Origin of the sequence: Candidatus Collinsella stercoripullorum, assembly GCF_027669965.1 — a bacterium.
Taxonomy (GTDB): domain Bacteria; phylum Actinomycetota; class Coriobacteriia; order Coriobacteriales; family Coriobacteriaceae; genus Collinsella; species Collinsella stercoripullorum.
In genome coordinates, this window is the sequence record NZ_JAQECM010000046.1 from 1 (window position 1) to 18631 (window position 18631).

Sequence of the window (18631 nt, forward strand, 5' to 3'; positions counted from 1 at the left end):
CGGCCGCCGCGCGCTCGACGCCGGGGGCCGGGCGCGGGTGCGCGGGCGCGCCCCGCACGTACCGGACCAGTCCGAAAGGCATCCCATGACCGACACCGCCCCGCTCCCCGCGTTCCTCGAGGAACAGATCTCGGCCGCCTATCCCGGCGAGGTCGCCGACCGCATCCTGGCGGGCCTCGACGCCGCGCGGGAGCGCCCCGTGACCCTGCGCGCCAACGCGCTCAAGACCGATGCGGACACGGTCGCCGGCGAACTCGAGCGGGCGGGCATCGGCTTTGCGCGCGCACCCTGGTACCCGGACGCCTTCGCGCTCGCCGACGGCGTCCGCGAGCGCGACGTCTGGGAGCTCGACATCTACCGGGACGGCCTCGTCTACCTGCAGAGCCTCTCCTCCATGCTGCCGCCGCTCGCCCTCGCCCCGCGCGCCGGGGCCGACATCCTGGACATGTGCGCCGCCCCCGGCGGCAAGACGAGCCAGATCGCGGCGCTGACCGGCGGGGCGGCGCACCTCACCGCCTGCGAGATGAGCGTCCCGCGCGCCGAGCGGCTCGAGCACAACCTCGCCAAGCTCGGCTGCCGCAACGTGCAGGTCATGCGCACCGACGCGCGCAGGCTCGACGAGTTCTTCTCCTTCGACCAGATCCTGCTCGACGCCCCCTGCACCGGCTCGGGCACCGTCCGCGCCGGCGACCCCCGCGCCGCCGAGCGCATCACCCCCAAGCTGCTCGAGCGCGTCACCCGATCCCAGCGTGCCCTGCTCGACCGCGCGCTGTCCGCCCTCAAGCCCGGCGGCTCGCTCGTGTACTCCACCTGCTCGGTGCTGCCCGCGGAGAACGAGGACCAGGTCGAGCGGGCGCTCAGGCGCCATCGCGACTGCGAGGTCAAGCCCATCGCCCTCGCGGGCGCCGACGAGGGCGAGCTCGGCCTGCCGCTTCTGCCCGGGCGGGTCGCCGGGGCGCTGACGGTCTGCCCGACCCGCGCCTTCGAGGGCTTCTTCATGGTGCGGATCGAGAAGGGGGCCGCGGCGCGGCGGCGGTCCTGACCCCGCGCGCGATGCGGGGCGCGGCGCGCCCCGGGATAGCGGAACGGGCCCTCCCTCCCCGATGCCGTGGGGAGGGAGGGCCCGTTCCCGAGGATCCCTGAACCGGGCGCCGTGCGTCACCGGGTGCGGCGGTCGCGCTCGGGCGCGCGGTGCCGGGCATGGGGCCCGCGCTCGCGCTCCGAGCGGCTCTTCACGGCGACGACGATGCAGTAGACCGCTGCGGCGAACGCGATAGCGGCGATGCAGATGCCCACCGGGACCACGATATCCATGACGCTCATGCGTCCGACCTCCCATCTGCGCTGCAGGCGTCCCCCTAGGGTACCAGAGGTCCCGCGCCCCTCGGGGCGCGCCCGCACGGGCACCGAGAAAGAACAGAGGCTCCCCCGGCGGACCGGACGGGGACGGCGGGGACGGGCGCTCCGGGGGCGCCGCTAGTCGACCCGCTCGTCCCCCATGAAGAACAGGGCGACGGTGCCCGGGCCGGTATGGGAGCCGATGACCGTGCCGATATCGCAGATCTCGACCTTCCCGGCGAGCGCCGGGATCTGCTCGCCGACCAGGCGGGCGACCTCCTGCGCGTCGGCCAGGCAGTTCGAGTGCGAGATCGCGCAGCGCCCCGTGTAGGCGGCGCCGTCGCGGACATGCTCCATCATGTTGCGGACGAGCTCGGTGATGGCCTTCCTCTTGGTGCGGATCTTCTCGCGCGGGATGAGGCGGCCCTGGCTGTCGACGTTCATGACCGGGCAGATCTTGAGGGCGGTCGCGATCAGGGCGCTCGTGGCGGAGACGCGTCCGCCGCGCTTCAGGCAGTCGAGGTCGGAGACGAAGAACCAGTGGTTGACCTCGAGCTTGTGCCCCTCCGCCCAAGCGGCCAGCTCATCGAAGCCCATCCCCTCGTCGCGCTTGTCGGCCAGGTACTCCATCAGCAGGCCGTACCCGGCGGAGGCGGCCAGCGAGTCGATGACGCGCACCGTGCGCTCGGGGTAGCGCGCGGCGAGCGTCTCGGCGGCGAGGCACGCCGAGTTGTAGGTGCCCGAGATGCCGCTCGAGAGGCAGACGTGCAGCACGTCCTTGCCCTCCTTGAGCCAGGGCTCCCAGAAGTCGACGTACTCTCCGGTCCCCACCTGCGAGGTCTTCGCCTGCGCCCCGGCCTTCAGGCTGCCGAAGAACTCGTCCGGGGTCGTCGAGGCGTACAGGTCGTCGGTGTAGGTCCGCCCGCCCATCTCGTAATGGAAGCAGACGTAGCCCACCTCGCGCCGCTCGAAGAACTCCCGCGGGAGGTCCGCGGTCGACTCGCAGGTGATGATGTAATCCGCCATGCGCACGCTCCTCTCCCCGAGACGCCCGCGGCGCTCCGGGACTCGTTACAGTGGTGCGTACAGTGTATCGCAGGCGCGGCGAAGGTCACCGCGTCGATCGGAAATGCGGCGTACGCCGGTCGGCAGGCCGCGGGGGCGGGAGCCTCTCAGCGCGCGGGGTCGTCCGACCGCCCCGCGGGAAGCGAGGAGAGGTCGACCTCCAGCCTGATCTCGGGCACGCGGGCGAGCTCGGCCAGCGTGACGCCGTCCACGTACTCGTCGATGGCGGCCTCGAGCCCGGCCCAGAAGCGGACGGTCGAGCAGAGGTCCGAGCGGCCGCACGCGCCCTCGAGCCCGTCGCAGGCGACCGGGGCGGTGTCCCCCTCCGCGGCGCGCAGGATGTCGCCGGCGCGCACCTCGTCCGCGGGGCGGGCGAGCATGTAGCCGCCCCCCTTGCCGCGCACGCTGCGCAGCAGCCCCGCGGCCATGAGCGGGCGCACGAGCTGCTCCAGGTACTTGAGGGAGATGCCCTCGCGCTCGGCGACCTCGCGCAGGGCGATCTTGCCCTCCTCGTCCCCGAAGGCGGCGATGTAGATCATCAGGCGCAGCGCGTAGCGCCCCTTGGAAGATATGAGCACGGGCATGCCTCCTTGCGATACACAGCGGACCGGGACGGGCCGTCCGGTGCGCGGGCCACGCCGCGGGGCGGCCGTCGCGTCGAACGGCCCTCCCCGGCGCGGGAGCCGCGGGCGCGGACCGGGGCGCCGGGAAGCAAGCCAAATCTTAGTGGATTGCTCGGGATTACGCGGTTTCTCCCTTGACTCGCGTCCGCTACATCTTATCCTTATCCCGAGAGAATTCCTAGGGTTTAACCCGATAGCTGCGAGGAAGGACATCCGATGTCAACAGATGCACTGCTCAACGTCGCGGACCTCACCGCCTCGGTCGACGAGAAGACCATCCTCCACCAGGTGAGCCTCTCGGTCGCCGCGGGCGAGACGCACGTGCTCATGGGTCCCAACGGCGCGGGCAAGTCGACCATGGGCCATGTCATCATGGGCGACCCCGCCTACACCGTGGACAGCGGCTCCATCGCCTTCGACGGCGCCGACATCACCGAGCTTACCTGCGACAAGCGCAGCCGCGCCGGCCTGTTCCTGTCGTTCCAGGCCCCCGTCGAGATCCCCGGCGTGCCGCTGTCGAGCTTCCTGCGCGCCACCATCGCCGGGCGCCCCGGCCTCGAGATGCGCGGCAAGGAGTTCCGCCGCCGCATGAAGGAGCTCTGCGCCGAGCTCGACATGGACCCCGCCTACCTCAACCGCGAGCTCGGCGTGGGCTTCTCGGGCGGCGAGAAGAAGAAGGTCGAGATGCTCCAGCTGCTGCTGCTCCAGCCCAAGCTCGCCATCCTCGACGAGACCGACTCCGGGCTCGACGTCGACGCGCTGTCCGTGGTCTCGCGCGGCATGGAGGCCTACCGCGCCAGCTGCGACGGCTCCCTCATCGTGATCACCCACAACACGCGCATCCTCGAGCACCTCGACGTCGACCGCGTCCACGTGATGGTGGGCGGCCGCATCGTCCGCGAGGACGACGCCTCGCTCATCCCCTGGATCGACGAGCACGGCTTCGAGAGCTTCGAGCGCGAGGCGGACGCAGGCTCCGCCGCCGGCGCGCGCTAGGGGGGACGCCATGGCGAAGCAGCGCACCGAGGTCGCGGACATCGACCGCAGCCTCTACGACTTCCGAGACTCCGAGGAGGGCTTCGAGCGCCTGGACGCCGGCCTCACGCCCGAGATCGTCACCGAGATCTCCGAGCGCAAGGACGAGCCGGCCTGGATGCTCGAGTTCCGCCTGAAGTCCCTCGAGATCTACAACTCCATGCCCAACCCCACCTGGGGGCCCTCCATCGCCGGGCTCGACATGGACCACATCGTCACCTACGTGAAGCCCAACACCGACCAGAAGGCCGACTGGGAATCCGTGCCCGACGACATCAAGAACACCTTCGAGCGCCTCGGCATCCCCGAGGCCGAGCGCTCCTACCTCGCCGGCGTGGGCGCCCAGTACGACAGCGAGCTCGTGTACCACAACATGCAGGACACGGCCTCCAAGATGGGCATCGTCTACTCCGGGATCGAGGAGGCCCTGCACGACGAGCGCTGGGAGCCCCTGATCCGCGAGAGGTTCATGACCCTCATCCCGCCCACCGACCATAAGTTCGCGGCGCTGCACGGCGCCGTGTGGAGCGGCGGCTCGTTCGTCTACGTGCCCGCCGGCGTGAAGCTCGACTTCCCCCTGCAGAGCTACTTCCGCCTGAACGCCGCGGGGGCCGGGCAGTTCGAGCACACGCTCATCATCGTCGAGGACGACGCCGACCTGCACTTCATCGAGGGCTGCTCGGCGCCCAAGTACAACGTGGCCAACCTCCACGCCGGCGCCGTGGAGCTGTTCGTGGGCAAGCGCGCGCACCTGCGCTACTCCACGATCGAGAACTGGTCCAAGAACATGTACAACCTGAACACCAAGCGCGCCCGCTGCGAGGAGGAGGGCGAGATCGAGTGGATCTCGGGCTCCTTCGGCAGCCACGTGGGCTACCTCTACCCCATGAGCGTGCTGGCCGGCCGCCGCGCCAAGTCCAGCTTCACCGGCATCACCTTCGCCGGCGCGGGGCAGAACCTCGACACGGGCTGCAAGATGGTCCTCGCCGCGCCCGAGACGACGGCCACCGTCGAGACCAAGGGCATCTCGAAGGGCGGCGGCATCCAGACCTTCCGCAGCTCCATCGTGGCCACGCCGGCCGCCGAGGGCTCGGCGGCGACGGTCAGCTGCCAGTCGCTCATGCTCGACGACGAGAGCCGCAGCGACACCATCCCGGCCATGGACATCCGCGCGAAGAACGTGGACATCGGCCACGAGGCCACCATCGGGCGCATCGGCGACGACAAGGTGTTCTACCTCATGAGCCGCGGCATCTCCGAGGAGGAGGCCCGCACCATGATCGTGAACGGCTTCGCCGAGCCCATCTCGAAGGAGCTGCCGCTCGAGTACGCCGTCGAGATGAACAATCTGATCAAGCTGGAGATGGAAGGGGCGATCGGCTGATGGAGGCCCTGAAGATACGCAACGCGAGCGCCATGCCGGCCCCCACGTGGAGCTGGCTGCGCATGAACGCAGCGACCCTGGAGGTCCCGGAGGGGCTCGAGCGCGTGCGCGCGGTGACGGTCGAGGCCGACTCCGACCTCACCGAGACCCATGCGAGCTTCGAGGGCGCGCTCGCCGCGCTCCAGGAGCGCCTGGACGCCGCGCGCGGGGACGAAGATGACGGCCGCGCCTGCGTGCGCGCCGCGACCGCCGAGGCCGAGTCCCTGGAAGACCTGGACACCCCGGCCCTGTCCGCCTACCAGCTGCGGGCGACCCGCGAGGAGGTCGCCGGCGACGTGGCGGCCGCCTTCGAGACCGGCATCGGCGTGGACGCCCGCTCCTACCTGAACTTCCTCGCCGGGGGCACCGTCGTGCTCGCCACCGAGCCCGGCGCCGACGAGGCCGCCTGCGTGCGCGTGACGGGCGAGGCCGGCGGCGCGGCGGCGGCGAGCGTCGACGTCGTGGCGGCCGAGGACTCGACGCTTTCCCTCACCGTGTCGCTCGACGGCGCGGGCGCCGCGGGCCTCGTCGGGTCCGAGCTCCGCGTCTTCGCCGGCGCGCGGTCGCATGTGGACGTGTGCGTCTACGTGACCGCCGAGGAGGGCTTCACGGTCCTCGACGACTCCGGGTACGTGCTGGACGAGGGCGCCCGCGTGAGCGTCCGCCACGTCGTCCTCGGCGGCGGGCGCACCGCGACCGGCCTCGCGGCCGACCTGCGCGGCGACACCGCCCGCATGGACGTCGCCACGAGCTACCTCGCGTCCGGCGAGGAGCAGCGCGACTTCACCTACACGATCCGCCACCGCGGCCGCAGGACCGTCTCGAACATGGACGCCAACGGCGTCCTCACGGGCACCGCGAAGAAGGTCCTGCGCGGCACCATCGACCTCGTCCACGGCTGCAAGGGGTCGGAGGGCTCGGAGCGCGAGACCGTGCTGCTCGCCAGCCAGGGCGTCGACAACAAGACCGTCCCGACCATCCTGTGCGACGAGGACGACGTCGCGGGCAACCACGGCGCGACCATCGGCCACGTCCGCCCCGAGCAGCTGTTCTACCTCGGCTGCCGCGGCCTCTCCCCCGAGGCCGCCGAGGCGCTGTTCGTGACCGCCAAGCTCGAGGACGCCGCCAACGGCGCCCCGGACGCCCAGGTCCGCGCGAACGTCGAGCGCCTGGCCGCCCGCGTCGACCCGCGCTTCGACGCCGACGACCGAGACGAGACCGAGGAGGAGCGCGCATGAGCGACACCCTGACGGCGCCCGCTGCGGCGGACATCGACCGAAACCCCTACAAGGCGGACTTCCCGCTGCTCGCGGGCAACCCGAACCTCGCCTTCCTCGACAGCGGCGCCACCGCCCAGCGCCCCGCCTGCGTGCTCGACGCGCAGCGCAGGTTCTACGAGACCATGAACGCGAACCCCCTGCGCGGCCTGTACTCGCTGTCCGTCGAGGCGACCGAGGCCATCGCGGCCGTCCGCGGGCAGATCGCGCGCCTGCTCGGCGCGGTCGACGAGCGCGGCCGCGCATGCGCGCGCGACATCGTGTTCACGCGCAACGCGAGCGAATCGCTGAACCTCGTGGCGAAGTCCTTCGCCCCGCTCGTGCTCGGACCGGGCGACGAGGTCGCGATCACCATCATGGAGCACCACTCCAACCTCATCCCCTGGCAGCAGGCGGCCGCGGCCGCCGGCGCGAAGCTCGTCTACCTCTACCCCGCCCCCGACGGGACCCTCCCGGCCGACGAGATCTCCGCCAAGATCGGCCCGCGCACCAAGATCGCCGCGGTGGGGCACGTCTCGAACGTGATGGGCGTCGAGAACCCCGTCGAGCAGATCGGCCGCGCGGTGCACGCGCACGGGGGCTACCTGGTGGTCGACGGCGCCCAGTCCGTGCCCCACATGGCGGTCGACGTCGCGGCGCTCGGCGCGGACTTCTACGCGTTCTCGGCGCACAAGGCCCTCGGGCCCATGGGCATCGGCGTGCTGTGGGGCCGCCACGAGCTGCTGGAGCGCATGCCGCCGATGCTCACCGGCGGCGAGATGATCGACTCGGTGACCGAGACCGGCGCCGTCTGGGCCCCGGTCCCCGAGAAGTTCGAGGCGGGCACCCAGGACGCGGCCGGCATCTACGCCACGGGCGCCGCCCTCACCTACCTCGTCGACCAGGTGGGGTACGAGGCCGTCGCCTCCCGCGAGCGGGCGCTCGTCCGCTACGCGATGGACGAGCTCGCGGGCCTCGGCTTCGTCGACCTGATCGGGCCCGCCGAAGCCGACCGCCATCACGGCGTGATCAGCTTCAACGTGCGCGGCGTCCACCCGCACGACGTGGCGAGCATCCTCGACATGGACGGCGTGTGCATCCGCGCGGGCCATCACTGCGCCCAGCCGCTGCTCGCCTGGCTCAAGGTCGAGAACCTCGCCTGCTGCCGCGCGAGCCTCGCCTTCTACAACGACCGCGCCGACATCGACGCGCTCGTCGCCGGCCTCAAAACCGTCTGGTCCACCTTCCACGCCTGATGGGAAAATAGGGACAGGCACTTTTTTCTCACGAAGGAGCGATCCCCATGGGCAACCTCTACACCTCGACAACCTTCATGGAGCACAACTCCCATCCCGACTACAAGTACGAGATGGACTCCCCCACCCACGAGCACGACGGCATCAACCCCAGCTGCGGCGACGAGCTCACCTTGCAGCTCCGCGTCGAGGACGGCGTGATCGAGGAGGCGAGCTTCACCGGGCACGGCTGCGCCATCTCCCAGGCCTCCGCCGACATCATGGCCGAGCTCATCACCGGTGAGACCGTCGACGAGGCGCGTCGCCTGTCCGCGCTGTTCCTGGCGATGATCCGCGGCGAGGAGCTCACCGAGGAGGACTTCGAGGATCTGGACGAGGCCGCCCAGCTGCGCGACATCTCGCATATGCCGGCGCGCGTGAAGTGCGCCGAGCTCGCCTGGCGGACCCTCGACGGCATCCTCGACGACAAGCGGTGACACGTAGGGCGTCCCCGCTGCCACCGCGACAGACGGGGCGTCCCCGCTGCCACCACCGCCATGACGCGCCGCGCGGCGGCCCGCTTCCGCTGCGGGTGCCGCGCGGCGCGCTTCGGTTCATTCTGTAGCATCGCCGTACCGCATGGCACCGAACCCCGTTTGCAGGTACACTGCTCAACAGGTATCTGATTCGAACGGGAGGCGGCATGGCGCGAGAGCACACGGGCGACACCGACGCCGCACGTCCCGGCGATAGCGCCGGCAAGCCCTCCGAGCAGCAGCGGCGCGGCGGCGCGCCCAAGCTGCACGTCGGCAGCGCGACCACGGTCCGCGACCGCGACGCCGACCGCTCCTCCATGAAGCAGGTCAGGATCACCTTCGTCTTCCTCGGCGTCGTCGCCCTCGTCTACGTGGCGTACCTCTTCTTCAGCGGGCAGATCGACGACTTCTTCCGCGCGCTCGTGGGCGTCGACCTCGGCTGGATCGTCTCGGGCATCGCCTGCTTCCTGTGCTACTACGTCTTCGGCGTCCTCGCCTACGCCGTGCTCGCCTCGACCGACCACGACTCCCCCGTCGGGTTCCGCGACCTCATGAGCGTCGAGGCCTCCGGCGTCTTCTTCATGCGCCTCACGCCCGGCGGGGCGGGCGTCATCCCCTCGCAGATCTACCGCCTTACGCGCGCCGGCCTCTCCCTGACCGACGCCTCGGCGCTGCAGTTCGTCCGCTTCACGCTCTACGAGGCGGGCGAGGGCATCTTCGCCGCACTCATGCTCCTCATCTGCGGCGGGTACTTCCTCGAGACCTTCGCCGACGTCACGATCCTCGGCCTCGACGTGACCTTCATCGGCATCTTCATGTTCGCCTACAAGTTCGTGCAGGTGGGCGGCGTACTGCTGCTCTGCCTGCTCCCCGGCCCCATCCAGAAGGTCGGGGGCGTCGCGCTCAGGGTCGGGCGCGCGCTGCACATCCTGAGCGCCGAGCGCCACGAGCGCTTCCAGACCATGCTCGACACGCAGGTGACCACGTTCTCGAGCGCCTTCCGGTCCGCGGCCCGGCATGGCCGCGTGCTCATCGCCGTCGAGATCATCACCCTGCTGCAGCTCGGATGCATGTACGCCCTCCCCTATTTCGTCCTGCGCTCCTTCGGCCTCGAGGCGAACCCGGTCGTATGCCTGGCGTCCGGGTCGATGGTCGAGCTGCTCGTGAACGCCATCCCCCTGCCCGGAGGCGCGGGCGGGGCCGAGGTCGGGTTCTCCTACCTGTTCGGCGGCATGTTCGGGTGGCACCTCTCCGCCGGCCTCGTGATCTGGCGCAGCGTCGAGTACCTGCTCCCGGTGCTCATCGCCGCGCCCTGCATGGGCATGCGCTCGACTTCGGGCGAGAGCATCTACCGGCGCTGGACACGGCGCTTCAGGAACATCGAGCGCGTCGCGCGCGGCCAGCGCGGTTCGCTCGAGCGCCCCGCCGGCATCGCCTACCGCCCCAAGCGGAAGCGACCAACCGACAAGCCGGGAAAATAGTGCCTGTCACTTTTTTCCCACTCACCGTGCAACCGGCATGTAGACCCAGATGAGGACCGCCGCCGTGATGCCGACCGCGAGCGGAATGAACCAGATCGGCCATCCCAGCAACGCGAACACACCGGCGAGCAACCCGAACCCGGCGAGCGCGGTCGCGGCGGCGATTGCCGTCTGGCGCTTCACCCACACCTTCGCCAGTCGGGGCACCTCGGGATTCGCTTGCACCAGCGCACGCGTCGCCGGCAGCTCCGCGACGGCACGCGCGGCCTCGCGCTGCTCGATCGATGCAGCGTTGCGCCGGTTGTACCGCTCGACGTCGAGCCTGCGGACCATGAGCTGCGCGTACAGGCATGACCACGCCGCGACGCCGCCCCAGGCGAACAGGGAGCAGAGCCCGCCGCTCACATGGCAGAGCGGGCCCGATTTGACCAAGCAGGCCCCGATGGCGATAGCGCCCGCAACCGCGGCGACGATACGCGCCCGGCGTGCGAGCGCCGTCGTCTGCTCGCGCTGCCCGTCCGTATAGAAGTCCTCCACGTACGGGAACCGACCCGTGAATCCCAGATACCGATTGGCGGCGAGTGCCGCAAGCGAAAGCGCCGCAACCAGCCCGACCACGAGCGCCGGCAGACCGAAGGGGCTGGTGCGCAGCAACGGGACCAGCGGCGCGAAGACCAACCCGGAGCCGCCGTCGTACGCGAACGTTCCCGCCGTTCCGAACAGCACCGCGATTCCGAGCAGGGCCGATGCGGCAGACGACGCGAGCATGAGCGCGATGCCGCGCATGCAGCTGTCGTAACCGCTGATGTCGGTCGGCTCGGCATCGACGGGGACGCGCCGGTCGGGATATGCCGCGCCGGTCGGAATGTCCCCGCGCACCAGCTCGTCAAGATCGCATCCGAAGACGTCGCACAGCCTCACGAGCTTGTCCATCTCCGGGTACGCGCGCGCGGCCTCCCATTTCGAGATCGCCTGCCTGCTTACCCCCATGAGCATCGCGAGCTGCTCCTGCGTCATGTTCCTCTCCGCCCGCAGTCGATAGAGGTTGTCCGAAAAGCTCATGGTACGCTCCTTTCCGATCGTCCTAACCTGCCCCCATCCTGGATGCGCCGCCGCGGTTGCGCCACCACCTTCCGGTTGCGATTCGGTTGCGCGAAGGAATTGCATGGCACGGGGGGCTGTTCGCACTTGGGAAAAAAGTGACAGGCACTATTTTCCCAAGTGCGAACAGCCCCCCGTGCCATGAAAAACCGCCCGGGCGGCGGCGTGCCGGCCCGGGCGGAGCGGTGTGACAGCGGAACCTGTCCTACGAGTCGCTAAGCGTTCAGCGCGGCGTTGACGGCGACGGCGCAGGCGACGGTGGCACCGACCATGGGGTTGTTGCCCATGCCGATGAGGCCCATCATGTCGACGTGCGCGGGCACCGAGGAGGAGCCGGCGAACTGGGCGTCGGAGTGCATGCGACCCATGGTGTCGGTCATGCCGTAGGAGGCGGGACCGGCGGCCATGTTGTCCGGATGCAGGGTACGGCCGGTGCCGCCACCGGAGGCCACGGAGAAGTACTTCTTGCCGGCCTCGATGCGCTCCTTCTTGTAGGTGCCCGCGACGGGGTGCTGGAAGCGCGTGGGGTTGGTGGAGTTACCGGTGATGGAGATGTCGACGTTCTCGTGCCACATGATGGCGACGCCCTCGCGGACATCGTCGGCACCGTAGCAGTTGACCTCGGCGCGCGGACCGTCGGAGTACGGGATGGTCTCCACGATCTTGAGCTCGCCGGTGTAGTAGTCGAACTGGGTCTTCACGTAGGTGAAGCCGTTGATGCGGGCGATGATCTGGGCGGCGTCCTTGCCGAGGCCGTTCAGGATGACGCGCAGCGGCTTCTTGCGGGCCTTGTTGGCGTTCATCGCGATGCCGATGGCGCCCTCGGCGGCAGCGAAGGACTCGTGGCCGGCCAGGAACGCGAAGCACTCGGTGTCGTCACCGAGCAGCATGGCGCCCAGGTTGCCGTGGCCCAGACCGACCTTGCGGTCCTCGGCGACGGAGCCCGGGACGGTGAAGGCCTGGATGCCCTCGCCGATCATGGAAGCGGCCTCGGACGCGGTCTTGGCGCCCTTCTTGATGGCGACTGCGCAGCCGAGCGTGTAGGCCCACTTGGCGTTCTCGAACGCGATGGACTGGACGTCCGCCACGATCTCACGCGGGTCGACGCCCTTGTCCTGGCAGATCTGCAGGGCCTCCTCGAGGGAGGAGATGCCGTTCTCGGCAAGGCACGCGTTGATCTTGTCGATGCGGCGCTCGTAACCTTCGAAGCTAAGAGCCATTGTTCTATTCCCTCCCTTTCTCTACTCGTGCACCGGGAACACGTTGTCCACGGTGTGGGTTTCCTCGTCGGTGCGCGGATCGATGTACTTGGCCGCGGCATCCCACTGACCGTAGCGGCCCATGGCGCCGGCGATGGCCTCCTCCGGCGTCTTGCCGTTCTTGAGGGCGTCGGTGAACTTGCCGAGGTTCAGGAACTCGAACGCGATGATCTCGTTGTTGTCGTTCAGGGCCATGCGGGTGACGTAGCCCTGGGAGAGCTCGAGGTAGCGGGCGCCCTTGGCCTTGGTGCCGAACATGGTGCCGACCTGGGAGCGCAAACCCTTGCCGAGGTCGTCGAGGGAGGCGCCCACGGGCAGACCGCCCTCGGAGAACGCGGTCTGGCTGCGGCCGTACACGATCTGCAGGAAGATCTCGCGCATGGCGACGTTGATGGCGTCGCAGACGAGGTCGGTGTTCAGGGCCTCGAGGATGGTCTTACCGGGGAGGATTTCGGAGGCCATGGCCGCGGAGTGGGTCATGCCGGAGCAGCCGAGGGTCTCGACGAGGCACTCCTCGATCACGCCGTCCTTGACGTTGAGGGTGAGCTTGCACGCACCCTGCTGCGGGGCGCACCAGCCCACACCGTGCGTGAGGCCGGAGATGTCGGAGATCTCCTTGGCCTGAACCCACTTGCCCTCCTCCGGGATGGGCGCGGGGCCGTGGTATGCACCCTTGGTGACAGGGCACATGTTCTCCACTTCTGCTGTGTACTGCATGCCTCTCCTCTCTTTCGTGTTCAACCCCGATGCCCCGCGGCGAGACGGTGGCATCGGGCACTGACATGCAGGGTCTATTTTAGCGCGAATCGCCAACGCGAAATCGGCGAACGGCCGTGAATTTGAACACCCCGGGAACATCGCGCGTTCGCGCGGCCTCGCGACCTCATCGGTTCGAATCCATGCGGGGGGACCGGTATGAAAAAAGCCCCTGTGCCGGGGCCTGTGTGCGAATGGTGGACCGTCAGGGATTCGCGTCCGCCTGCGGCGTCCGCCTGCTCCGGGCGGCTCGCGCCGCCCTCGAGCGCTCGCCGGCGAACGCTCACGCGTTCGCTCGGCCTCGCGACCTCATCGGTTCGAATCCATGCGGGGACGACCGGTATAAAAAAAGCCCCTGTGCCGGGGCCTGTGGGCGGATGGGGGACCGTCAGGGATTCGACCCCTGGACCTTGGGATTAAGAGTCCCCTGCTCTAGCCAGCTGAGCTAACGGTCCATTCAACGTGCGCAAGAGAGGATGGGGTGGGTAAAGGGACTCGAACCCTCGACCTACGGGACCACAACCCGTCGCTCTAGCCAACTGAGCTACACCCACCATGTGCCCTCTTGCAAAGCGCGTTGTATATTATGCACGGCGCACCCCTGCGGCGCAAGCACTTTTTTGAAAATCTTCGAGAAGGCCGGAGTGCGGCACCCGGGCGCATCGGAACGGGCTGAACGCCGGCCCTACCCGTCCCCCCTCCGGCGCGCACCCGCCCGCCCCCGGCGGGGCGCGGCATAGCGCAGCGCGGACCCGAACGCCGCCCCGCAGCAATCCAGCAGGACGTCCGCGACCTGGCCGGAGCGGCCGGCGACCGACAGCTGGATGGCCTCGTCGACGGAGGGGACCAGGACGAGCACGCCCGCGATGAGCACGATGCGCTCGACGCGCGCGGAGGCCCCGGGGTCGAGCGCCTGGGACACGAGTACGCCGAGCACGGCGTACTCGGTGAAATGGGCGGTCTTGCGGACGAGGAAGTTCGTCACCCACCCGCTCGGCAGGCTGAGCGCGTCCAGCAGCCCGCGGGCCGCGTCCACGACCGCCATGCTGATCGACGAGCTCCCCTCCCCCGGAACGAGGGAGTTGCCCCAAATCAGGGCGATCATGACGACCGCCGCGAGAAGCCACGGCAGCGAGACCGCCGCCCTACCGGTATCGGGTTCGCGATGCGTCAAGGCGACCAGCTCACGCCTGGGCGGACAGCCGCGGCAGCGCCATCGTGCCGCCCTGGATGACCCGCAGGTACTCGCGGCTCGTATGGCGCATGCTCTGCGAGGGCACCCGGTCGAACTCCTCCTCGAGGATCTCGTTCACGCGGGTGTGCATCCCCGTGGCGCTGGCGCCCTCCGCGACGGCCTCCATCCGGTCGGGGTCGACGGCGTCGGTGCTCCCCAGGTCCGCGGAGCCGAGGACCGGCGAGGACGGCGCGCCGTCCTCCGCCAGGATCGCGAGCGCCGCTGCCCACATGTCCTCATGGCCGGAGTAGTCGGCCATGGGAACCTCCATGACCGGCGCGGCGGGCTCGGGCTCGGCGGGATGCATGGCGGGGGCATCGGCCCCCTCCTGCGAGATGTAGCCCGCCGAGGACAGGAACGCGTCCACATCCTGGGGGGCGAAGGGGTCGAACTCGGCCGCGGGCGCCTGCTGGGGCGCCTGCACGGGGTACGCAGGGGCCTGCGCGGCGTACGCCGGCGCCTGCTGCTGCGGCCACGACACGGCGGGCGCCTGCCAGCCGCCCTGCTGCGCGGGGGCGGCCATCTGGACCCAGGTGTCCGCCGGGTTCGCCTGGCGGGGCGCCGCCTCGGGAGCGGCTGCCGCCCAAGCGCCGGTCCCGGCCGCGGCCTGGGACGCGAAGCCGGACGCCGCCCAGGCGCCGGTCCCTGCCGCGGTCTGAGCCGCCCAGGCGCCGGTCCCTGCCGCGGTCTGAGCCGCCCAAGCGCCGGTCCCGGCTGCGGTCTGAGCCGCCCACGCACCGGTCCCGGCCGCGGTCTGGGCCGCCCAGGCACCGGTCTGCGCACCCGGCTGGGACGCCGCCCAGGCACCCGCCCGGATCGCCGCCGGGTCCGCCGCGGGAGCCTGCGCGGCGGCACGGGTCCCGCGGGCCATTTCCTCGAGCGCGATCTCGTAGATGTCCTTGGAGCGCGCCGGGTCGCAGCTCACCGGCGAGTCCGCGCTCAGCAGCTCGTCGATGTCCGCCCAGGCCTCCTCCTCGGACAGGGCGTCCTGGGCGCGCGCGATCACCGGGACGCCCTTGGGCGCGGCCTGGCGGGCGCGGCGGTAGGCGGCGGCGCCGGCGTTGGCGGCGCGGACGGCCTCGTCGTAGTCGCGCTCGACGCGCTCCTCCCGTGCCTCCGCGATGCGCAGGCCGGCGGCGAACAGCCCGACGCCGGCGACCGTCCCCACGGCGAAGGGCACCGCGGACGCGCCGACGACGGCGTGCGCGCCGTCGAACGGTATGGTGGCGGCGAACGCGGCGGCGCCGAGCGCGACGCCCGCCCCCGCCGACAGGCCGGCCGTCAGTGCGCGATGCGTGCGCGTGGGTTTGTCCATAGCCGTCTCCTCCGGTTCCTCGAATCGACCGCATGCCGGGCACAGGGCCCGGGCATCCTGCCTGCGCTCGCGGGAAACGTCGATTATGAAGCCGGGAGTCCGTGAAATCGGTTCCGAGCAACGGATGTGGTTCGTTTCATCTGCGTTTTCCGTCGCGATCGTCTGGTGTCATTATGCGAGAACCACTGCCCGAATGCAAGGTCGCCGCCTTTCGGGCCGTATACCTCAACCGCTCGCGCAGTTCGGCGCGCGCTCGCCGGTTCCCCGCCGCACGAAGGCCGGCGCATGCGCATGGCGCACCCCCCTTTCGGGAACAAGGTCCGGTAAGCGTGCCGCATGCCATGTCGCAGGAAGGGAGCGTCCATGCCATCCATCGCCATCGTAACCGGAGCGTCCTCCGGCCTCGGACGGGAGCTCGTCCGCCGCATCGACAGCGGGGCGGCGGGCCCCGTCGACGAGATCTGGGTCGTCGCGCGCCGCGCGGAGCGCCTCGACGCCCTCGTGCGCACCTGCACCCTGACCGTGAGGCCCTTCTGCCTCGACCTGACCGACCCCGTGTCCTTCGACCTGCTCGAGTCCGCCCTCCGGGAGACCCCTGCGGCGCGCGTGGCGCTGCTCGTCAACAACGCGGGGGCCGGCTCGTTCGGGGACTTCGCCGGCATCGCGCGGGAGGAGACCTCCCGCATGCTCTCGCTGCTCGTTCGGGCGCCGGTCGAGCTCATCTACCGCACGCTCCCCTTCATGCGCCCCGGATCGCGCATCCTGAACGTCTCGAGCGTGGCGGCCTTCATCCCCCAGCCGCGCCTGGCCCTCTACTCTGCCGCGAAGCGCTTCGTGCTCGACCTGTCGCGCTCGCTCGATGCCGAGCTCGGGGGCGCCGGCATCCATGTCACCGCCCTGTGCCCCAAGTTCATGCGGACCGAGTTCCTGGACGACCCGGGTGACGGGCGCGCCGCCGCGCGCATGACCGCGATCGGGTTCGAACGGGTCGACCGCGTGGCGGACGCCGCCCTGCGCGCCGTCCGCGCCGGACGCGCGCTGTGCATCCCCTCGCCCGACATGAAGGCGCTCTACGCCGTCTCGCACGTCGCCCCCTACCGGGCCGCGCTCGCCGCGGAGCGCCTGCTCGGCATCCTCTAGGGCCCGGCGGGCCGCCCGCCCGCGCGGCGCGGCCGCACCCGCGGGAAGCCGGCCGAGACGACGAGGGCGGCGCGCCCCTCGATCGGAAGCGCGCCGCCCGGATAGCCGATTCCCTCTGCGGACGCAGGCGGGACCGTGCGCCTAGAGCGCCTCGGGATGGTCGGCCGCCTTCTTGGCGGTCCTGATGAGGAACTCCTCGTTGGAGTTCGTGCCCTTGAGCCCCTTGATGAAGGAGGCCGCGGCGCGCTCGGTGTTGCTCATGTTGGCGAGGATGCGGCGGATGCCCCAGACGAAGGGGCGCATGTTCTCGTCCACCAGCAGGTCCTCGTTGCGCGTACCGGAGGCGACCGGGTCGATCGCCGGGAAGATGCGACGGTCCGCGAGGTCGCGGTCGAGCTTGAGCTCCATGTTGCCGGTGCCCTTGAACTCCTCGAAGATGACCTCGTCCATCTTGGAGCCCGTGTCGACGAGCGCCGAGGCGAGGATCGTGAGGGAGCCGCCGTTCTCGATGTTGCGCGCGGCGCCCAGGAAGCGCTTGGGCGGGTAGAGGGCAGCGGAGTCGACGCCGCCCGACAGGATGCGGCCGGACGCGGGCGCGGCGAGGTTGTAGGCGCGGGCGAGGCGGGTGATGGAGTCGAGGACCACCACCACGTCGCCGCCCATCTCCACGATGCGCTTGGCGCGCTCGATCACGAGCTCGGAGACGCGCGTGTGGTTGTCGGCGGGCATGTCGAAGGTCGAGGCCACCACGTCGCCCTTGATGGAGCGCTCCATGTCCGTGACCTCCTCGGGGCGCTCGTCCACCAGCAGGCAGATGAGGTGCACCTCGGGGTTGTTGATGGCGATGGACTGGCAGATGTGCTTGAGCACGGTGGTCTTGCCGGCCTTGGGAGGGCTGACGATGAGGCCGCGCTGACCCTTGCCGATGGGGCTCACGATGTCGATGGCGCGGCCCGTGATGGACTCGCGCCCGTGCTCCATCTTGAGCGGCTCGTTCGGGTAGATGGGCGTGAGCTCGGAGAACTTGGGCCGGTGCCGGATCTGCTCGGGGTCGAGGCCGTTCACCGTGTGGATCTTGGCGAGACCCGGGTACTTGTCGTTGGCGCGCGACGGCCTCAGCGTGCCCGAGATCAGGTCGCCGGAGCGAAGGCGCGCCGCGCGGATCAGGTTGGCGGGCACGAAGGCGTCGTCGCGGGTCGGCATGTAGCCGTGGGCGCGGATGTACCCGAAGCCCTCGTTGGCGATCTCCAGGATGCCCTCGATGTCGCGGAAGCCCTCGGCGCGCGCCGCCGCGGTGTAGATCTCCTCGACGAGCTCCGCCTTCTTCTTGCCCGTCACGTCGAGGTCGAGCTCGCGCGCCTTCTCGCGCAGCTCGGCGACCTTGCAGGCGGCGAGCTCCTCGCGGGTGAGGGTCGGCTCGTTGGGGACGTTGTAGCGGTTGCCGCGCTTGCCGTTGCGGTTGCGCTCCGCCCGGTCGGCCCGCTGCCGGCCGCCGTTGCGCTCCTGGTTGCGGGAGGCGCGGTCGTGGCGGCGGCGCCCCTCGCGCGAGCCGCCCTCGGCGGCCTCGGCGTGCTGGTCGGCGCCCTTGCCGCCGTCCTTGGCGTCCTTGGGCTCCTTGCCCTCCTTCGCGTCGCGACCGGGCTGGGGGGCCTTCTCGCGCGCCTCCGCACGGGAGGCCTTCGACGGCTTCGCGCCGTCCTCGGCCGCCTTGCCCGCATCGGCGGGGCGCTCCTCGGCGGGCGCGCCCTTCGCGCGGCGCCCGCGCCCGGGCCTCACGTCCTTCTCGGGTGCGGGGGCGGGCTGCGCGGAGGGCTCCTCCGCGGCCTGCTGCTGC

At 70.4% G+C, this 18631-nt stretch carries 17 protein-coding genes and 2 tRNA genes; 8 read left to right on the forward strand and 11 right to left on the reverse strand.

The window, feature by feature from the left end:
• The coding region (locus tag PHA29_RS08455) for an RsmB/NOP family class I SAM-dependent RNA methyltransferase (RefSeq protein ID WP_333491387.1) at positions 1-1042 on the forward strand (1042 nt) is incomplete at its 5' end.
• Between the two features lie 116 nt (positions 1043-1158).
• Here PHA29_RS08455 and PHA29_RS08460 read toward each other — a convergent pair.
• The 3 genes from PHA29_RS08460 to PHA29_RS08470 all read right to left on the reverse strand — a co-directional run bounded on the left by PHA29_RS08460 (position 1159) and on the right by PHA29_RS08470 (position 2981).
• The gene (locus PHA29_RS08460) at positions 1159-1323 is read right to left on the reverse strand and encodes a hypothetical protein (protein WP_270849179.1); all 165 of its coding nucleotides are present in this window, start codon (positions 1321-1323) and stop codon (positions 1159-1161) included.
• A 153-nt stretch (positions 1324-1476) separates the two neighbouring features.
• Positions 1477-2364, reverse strand: a complete 888-nt coding sequence (locus PHA29_RS08465; protein ID WP_270849181.1) for a DegV family protein — start codon at positions 2362-2364, stop codon at positions 1477-1479.
• A gap of 146 nt (positions 2365-2510) precedes the next feature.
• Positions 2511-2981 (reverse strand): RrF2 family transcriptional regulator, encoded by a 471-nt coding sequence (locus PHA29_RS08470; RefSeq protein WP_270849183.1) that lies wholly within the window; start codon positions 2979-2981, stop codon positions 2511-2513.
• Between the two features lie 261 nt (positions 2982-3242).
• Here PHA29_RS08470 and sufC point away from each other — a divergent pair, with 261 nt between their 5' ends.
• The 6 genes from sufC (at position 3243) to PHA29_RS08500 (ending at position 9992) form a co-directional block, all read left to right on the forward strand.
• On the forward strand, positions 3243-4022 hold the full coding sequence (gene sufC, locus PHA29_RS08475; RefSeq protein ID WP_270575369.1) for a Fe-S cluster assembly ATPase SufC: 780 nt from the start codon (positions 3243-3245) through the stop codon (positions 4020-4022).
• Between the two features lie 10 nt (positions 4023-4032).
• Positions 4033-5445 (forward strand): Fe-S cluster assembly protein SufB, encoded by a 1413-nt coding sequence (sufB, locus tag PHA29_RS08480; protein WP_270849184.1) that lies wholly within the window; start codon positions 4033-4035, stop codon positions 5443-5445.
• Entirely contained in the window at positions 5445-6722 is a 1278-nt protein-coding gene (locus PHA29_RS08485) for a SufB/SufD family protein (RefSeq protein WP_270849185.1), read from the forward strand. Before sufB ends, PHA29_RS08485 begins: the two co-directional genes overlap by 1 nt.
• Entirely contained in the window at positions 6719-7996 is a 1278-nt protein-coding gene (locus tag PHA29_RS08490) for an aminotransferase class V-fold PLP-dependent enzyme (RefSeq protein WP_270849187.1), read from the forward strand. Before PHA29_RS08485 ends, PHA29_RS08490 begins: the two co-directional genes overlap by 4 nt.
• 47 nt (positions 7997-8043) lie before the next feature.
• The gene (sufU, locus tag PHA29_RS08495; protein ID WP_270405472.1) at positions 8044-8472 is read left to right on the forward strand and encodes a Fe-S cluster assembly sulfur transfer protein SufU; all 429 of its coding nucleotides are present in this window, start codon (positions 8044-8046) and stop codon (positions 8470-8472) included.
• Positions 8473-8678: 206 nt separating this feature from the next.
• The gene (locus tag PHA29_RS08500) at positions 8679-9992 is read left to right on the forward strand and encodes a lysylphosphatidylglycerol synthase transmembrane domain-containing protein (protein ID WP_270849188.1); all 1314 of its coding nucleotides are present in this window, start codon (positions 8679-8681) and stop codon (positions 9990-9992) included.
• Between the two features lie 21 nt (positions 9993-10013).
• Here the strand turns inward: PHA29_RS08500 and PHA29_RS08505 are convergent, their stop codons facing one another.
• The 7 genes from PHA29_RS08505 to PHA29_RS08535 form a co-directional block, all read right to left on the reverse strand.
• Positions 10014-11054, reverse strand: a complete 1041-nt coding sequence (locus tag PHA29_RS08505) for a helix-turn-helix transcriptional regulator (RefSeq protein ID WP_270849189.1) — start codon at positions 11052-11054, stop codon at positions 10014-10016.
• A gap of 254 nt (positions 11055-11308) precedes the next feature.
• Positions 11309-12313 (reverse strand): GGGtGRT protein, encoded by a 1005-nt coding sequence (locus tag PHA29_RS08510; RefSeq protein ID WP_270849190.1) that lies wholly within the window; start codon positions 12311-12313, stop codon positions 11309-11311.
• A 21-nt stretch (positions 12314-12334) separates the two neighbouring features.
• Positions 12335-13069 carry an iron-sulfur cluster assembly scaffold protein gene (locus PHA29_RS08515; protein ID WP_270405476.1) on the reverse strand — a complete coding sequence of 245 codons (735 nt, stop codon included), beginning with the start codon at positions 13067-13069 and terminating at the stop codon, positions 12335-12337.
• A 417-nt stretch (positions 13070-13486) separates the two neighbouring features.
• A tRNA-Lys gene (locus tag PHA29_RS08520) sits at positions 13487-13563 on the reverse strand.
• A 22-nt stretch (positions 13564-13585) separates the two neighbouring features.
• Positions 13586-13662 (reverse strand) — tRNA-His (locus tag PHA29_RS08525).
• A gap of 131 nt (positions 13663-13793) precedes the next feature.
• Entirely contained in the window at positions 13794-14282 is a 489-nt protein-coding gene (locus tag PHA29_RS08530) for a VanZ family protein (RefSeq protein WP_270849191.1), read from the reverse strand.
• Positions 14283-14292: 10 nt separating this feature from the next.
• Positions 14293-15657: a hypothetical protein gene (locus tag PHA29_RS08535; RefSeq protein WP_270849192.1), complete on the reverse strand. Its 1365-nt coding sequence runs from the start codon at positions 15655-15657 to the stop codon at positions 14293-14295.
• A 363-nt stretch (positions 15658-16020) separates the two neighbouring features.
• Here PHA29_RS08535 and PHA29_RS08540 point away from each other — a divergent pair, with 363 nt between their 5' ends.
• Positions 16021-16797, forward strand: coding sequence for an SDR family NAD(P)-dependent oxidoreductase (locus PHA29_RS08540; RefSeq protein WP_270849193.1), 777 nt, complete (start codon positions 16021-16023; stop codon positions 16795-16797).
• Between the two features lie 141 nt (positions 16798-16938).
• Here the strand turns inward: PHA29_RS08540 and rho are convergent.
• The coding region (gene rho, locus PHA29_RS08545) for a transcription termination factor Rho (RefSeq protein ID WP_270849194.1) at positions 16939-18631 on the reverse strand (1693 nt) is incomplete at its 5' end.

Coding starts and splice junctions, on each gene's coding strand:
- PHA29_RS08460 (WP_270849179.1), bottom strand. CDS start 1,323: ATGAGCGTCATGGATATCGTGGTCCCGGTGGGCATCTGCATCGCCGCT.
- PHA29_RS08465 (WP_270849181.1), bottom strand. CDS start 2,364: ATGGCGGATTACATCATCACCTGCGAGTCGACCGCGGACCTCCCGCGG.
- sufC (WP_270575369.1), top strand. CDS start 3,243: ATGTCAACAGATGCACTGCTCAACGTCGCGGACCTCACCGCCTCGGTC.
- sufB (WP_270849184.1), top strand. CDS start 4,033: ATGGCGAAGCAGCGCACCGAGGTCGCGGACATCGACCGCAGCCTCTAC.
- PHA29_RS08485 (WP_270849185.1), top strand. CDS start 5,445: ATGGAGGCCCTGAAGATACGCAACGCGAGCGCCATGCCGGCCCCCACG.
- PHA29_RS08490 (WP_270849187.1), top strand. CDS start 6,719: ATGAGCGACACCCTGACGGCGCCCGCTGCGGCGGACATCGACCGAAAC.
- sufU (WP_270405472.1), top strand. CDS start 8,044: ATGGGCAACCTCTACACCTCGACAACCTTCATGGAGCACAACTCCCAT.
- PHA29_RS08500 (WP_270849188.1), top strand. CDS start 8,679: ATGGCGCGAGAGCACACGGGCGACACCGACGCCGCACGTCCCGGCGAT.
- PHA29_RS08505 (WP_270849189.1), bottom strand. CDS start 11,054: ATGAGCTTTTCGGACAACCTCTATCGACTGCGGGCGGAGAGGAACATG.
- PHA29_RS08510 (WP_270849190.1), bottom strand. CDS start 12,313: ATGGCTCTTAGCTTCGAAGGTTACGAGCGCCGCATCGACAAGATCAAC.
- PHA29_RS08515 (WP_270405476.1), bottom strand. CDS start 13,069: ATGCAGTACACAGCAGAAGTGGAGAACATGTGCCCTGTCACCAAGGGT.
- PHA29_RS08535 (WP_270849192.1), bottom strand. CDS start 15,657: ATGGACAAACCCACGCGCACGCATCGCGCACTGACGGCCGGCCTGTCG.
- PHA29_RS08540 (WP_270849193.1), top strand. CDS start 16,021: ATGCCATCCATCGCCATCGTAACCGGAGCGTCCTCCGGCCTCGGACGG.